5 protein-coding genes are annotated in these 3,471 nt (G+C 61.9%); all 5 read left to right on the top strand.

Annotated features, from left to right (window positions below):
- A partial coding sequence (locus I5W_RS14160) for an ABC transporter substrate-binding protein (protein WP_044529709.1) occupies positions 1 to 632 on the top strand: 632 nt, incomplete at its 5' end.
- 18 nt (positions 633 to 650) lie between these two features.
- Positions 651 to 1,472, top strand: coding sequence for an ABC transporter permease (locus I5W_RS14155; protein WP_017451976.1), 822 nt, complete (start codon positions 651 to 653; stop codon positions 1,470 to 1,472).
- 1 nt (position 1,473) lies between these two features.
- Positions 1,474 to 2,283: an ABC transporter ATP-binding protein gene (locus I5W_RS14150; protein ID WP_017451977.1), complete on the top strand. Its 810-nt coding sequence runs from the start codon at positions 1,474 to 1,476 to the stop codon at positions 2,281 to 2,283.
- Positions 2,284 to 2,419: 136 nt separating this feature from the next.
- Positions 2,420 to 3,232, top strand: a complete 813-nt coding sequence (locus I5W_RS14145) for a cytochrome C assembly family protein (RefSeq protein ID WP_017451978.1) — start codon at positions 2,420 to 2,422, stop codon at positions 3,230 to 3,232.
- The coding region (locus I5W_RS14140) for a PP0621 family protein (protein ID WP_044529708.1) at positions 3,229 to 3,471 on the top strand (243 nt) is incomplete at its 3' end. The genes I5W_RS14145 and I5W_RS14140, both read left to right, overlap by 4 nt.

Below are 3,471 nucleotides of genomic sequence, written 5' to 3'. Positions count from 1 at the left end.
GGCAGGATTCCGGCATCAAGTCGGTCAAGGACTTGAAGGGCAAGAAGGTGGGCGTGACCCGCGGCGGCATCCATGAAGTGCTGCTGGACGCCGAACTGGGCCAGAACGGCCTCTCCGCCAAGGATGTCACCATCGTCTACCTGGCCTTCGCCGACCTGAACCAAGCCCTGCTGGGCAAGAACATCGATGCCATGATGCAGAGCGAGCCGCAATCCTCGCAGGCCATCAACAAGGGCTTCGGGGTGGAGGTGATGAAGCCCTACGACACCCCCATCGGCGAGCCCTATCGCACCATGGTAATGACGGAGAAGTTCTACAACGAGAAGCGCCCGCTGGCCGAGAAATTCATGCGCTGCTTCCTGGAGGCCACCAAGACCTTCATCGACAAGCCGGAAGTGGCCGAAAAGTACGTGCGCGAAGTGATCTTCAAGAACCAGATCACCAAGGAAGACTTCTATGACGCCATCGGCAACTCGCCCTATGCCTACGACATCACCGCCGAGCATATCCAGGTGACCACCGACACCATGGCCAAGTACGGTACCGGCAAGATGGCCAAGCCGCCGCTGGCCAAGGATTGGGTCAAGACCGATCTGCTGGAGCAGGCCAAGAAGAGCATGAACCTGAAGTAAGCCAAGGGGAAATCGCGCATGGCCAAGCAAAACAAGGGCAGCTTCCTGCAGGGGCTGCTGGTGCCGATCATCGTGATCGCGCTGTGGGAAGGCGCCTCGCGGGCGGGCTGGATCAATCCACAGATCCTGCCCTCGCCCTGGGCGGTGCTCAAGAAATGGGTGGAATACGCCACCCCCCTGAAACCCTATGATCCCGAGGCCGGCAGCTGGCTGGCCTGGGCCTTTTCGGGCGAGCTGATCATGGATGCCATCGGCAGCCTGTATCGGGTGGTGGCGGGTTTCCTGATCGGCGCCGGTCTGGCCTTGCCGTTGGGGTTGCTGATGGGCTCCAGCCAGCGCATCTATGGGTTGATGAACCTGACGGTACAGGTGATCCGGCCGATTCCGCCGATTGCCTACATCCCGTTGGCCATCCTGTGGTTCGGGCTGGGCAATCCGCCGGCGTTGTTCCTGATCTCGCTGGGGGCATTCTTCCCGGTGCTGATGAATACCATCGCCGGGGTGCGCCAGGTCGACAGCATCTACCTGCGCGCTGCCCGCAATCTAGGGGCGAGCCAGTCCACGCTATTCTTGCGGGTGATGCTGCCGGCTGCCGTTCCTTACATCCTCTCGGGGGTGCGCATCGGCATCGGTACCGCCTTTATCGTGGTGATCGTGGCCGAGATGATTGCGGTCAGCAATGGCCTGGGTTTTCGCATCATGGAGGCGCGCGAGTATTTCTGGTCGGACAAGATCATCGCCGGCATGATCACCATTGGCCTATTGGGCTTGGCCATCGACCTGGGCATGAGCCGTCTCAACAATTACATGCTGCGCTGGCATCGCGGGCTGGAGAACTGACATGAACCCGAGCAATTCGTCTCCCCGCATCTGTATACAGAGCGTGCACAAGGTCTTCAAGACCGATGAGCGCGAGGTGGTGGCCTTGAAGGACATCAACCTCGCCATTCCCGATGGCCAGTTCGTCTGCCTGCTGGGGCCCTCCGGCTGCGGCAAGTCCACGCTCTTGAATGCCATTGCCGGTTTTGCGCTGCCCTCTTCCGGCCAGATCCTCACCGATGGCAAGGCGGTGACCGAGCCGGGACCGGACCGTGGCATGGTGTTCCAGGAATATGCGCTGTTTCCCTGGATGACGGTGGAGCAGAACGTCGCCTTCGGCCTGGAAATCAAGGGCCGGCCCAAGGCCGAGATCACCCAGCGCGTGAGCCAGTTGCTGGACAAGCTGGGATTGATCGACTTCCGCACCCGTTTCCCCAAGGATCTGTCGGGCGGGATGCGCCAGCGAGTGGCCATTGCCCGCGTGCTGGCGCTGGATTCGCCCATCATGCTCATGGACGAACCCTTCGGCGCCCTCGACGCGCTGACCCGCCGCAACCTGCAAGATGAGCTGCTGCGCATCTGGGATGAGTTCAGGAAGACCATCGTCTTCGTCACCCACAGCATCGAAGAGGCGATCTACCTGGCCGACCGCATTGTGGTGATGACCTACCGACCTGGCACCGTCAAGCGCGACATGCTGGTCAATCTGCCGCGCCTGCGCGATCCGGCCGACCCGGATTTCAACGCCTTGAAGCGCGAGCTGGGCCAACTGGTGATGGAGGAGCAGCAGCGCCATCACAATGCCGAGATGAAGGCCGCCGCTATCGATTGAGTGGGGGCGGTCCTGCTGTACGCAGTACTCCGACACGGCAGGCAACCCCTGCCGTGTCGCATTTCAGGGAAGCGATCCAGGCACCGGCTGACCCGGCGCAAGCGGGCGGCGGGCCGAGATAGTGTAAACTTGGACGATGCAAACTTATTTTTTCATCCTGGCGGCGCTGTTCTACCTGGGCTGCGCCTTCATGCCCTCGCAGCGGCGCGTGCCGATTTCGCTGGGCATCGTGGTGGGCTGGGTGCTGCATGGCGGCGCACTGTTGTCGGATATGTTCGCCCCGGACGCGTTGCGGGTGGGCTTTGCGGTGATGCTCTCTTCCACCTTGTGGATTTCGGTGGCCGCCTACTGGCTGGAAAATCGCAATTTCTCACTCGATAGTATGCGTGTCCTGGTGCTGCCGGTGGCGGCCTTGGCGGTGATCCTGCCGACCGTCTTCCCCGGCAACCTGGTGGCGCTGGCCGGCAAGTCCGACTGGTTCCTGGCGCACATCGCCATCTCCATCCTGGCCTACAGCACGCTGACCATCGCCGCCTTCCATGCGGTGCTGATGGTATTGCAGGAGTCGCGCCTGCATACCCGGCCGGGTCCGGTGGCCCAGTCCAGTTGGTTCGGGCTGGCGCTGGATCGTCTGCCGGCGCTGCTGACCATGGAAAAATTGCTGTTTCGCCTGATCGCCTTCGGCTTCACCTTGCTGACGCTGACGGTGCTATCGGGCGTGGTCTTCTCCGAGCAGTTGTTCGGGACGCCATTGAAGTGGGATCACAAGACCATCTTCACCATGCTGTCCTGGCTGCTGTTCGGCCTGCTCCTGGCCGGCCGTCGCTGGCAGGGATGGCGGGGGCGGACTGCGCTGAGCTTCACGCTGGCCGGTTTCGCCATCCTTTTATTGGCATATGTAGGCAGCCGGTTCGTGCTTGAAGTCGTGCTGCATCGGGTACTGACATGAAATATTTGATCTGGCTGGTCGTGTTGCTGGCCGTGGTGGTGTGGTTCCAGCGCGCCAAGAAATCCATGCTGGCCGGTAACGACTCCGCCGCCGACACCAACAACGCCGAGCCCGGGATGCCGCCCCCCAAGCCGGCGCGTTTTCGTCGCCGCAGCGACAGCAATGTCGAGACCATGGTGCAGTGTGCCCATTGCGGCATCCACTTCCCGGCCTCCGAGGCGGTGGTCCATGCCTCCGGT

This window comes from Herbaspirillum sp. B65 (genome assembly GCF_000333555.1).
In the GTDB taxonomy this organism is placed as follows: Bacteria; Pseudomonadota; Gammaproteobacteria; order Burkholderiales; family Burkholderiaceae_D; genus Herbaspirillum; species Herbaspirillum rubrisubalbicans.
This window is presented reverse-complemented; position numbering and strand designations above follow the sequence as displayed.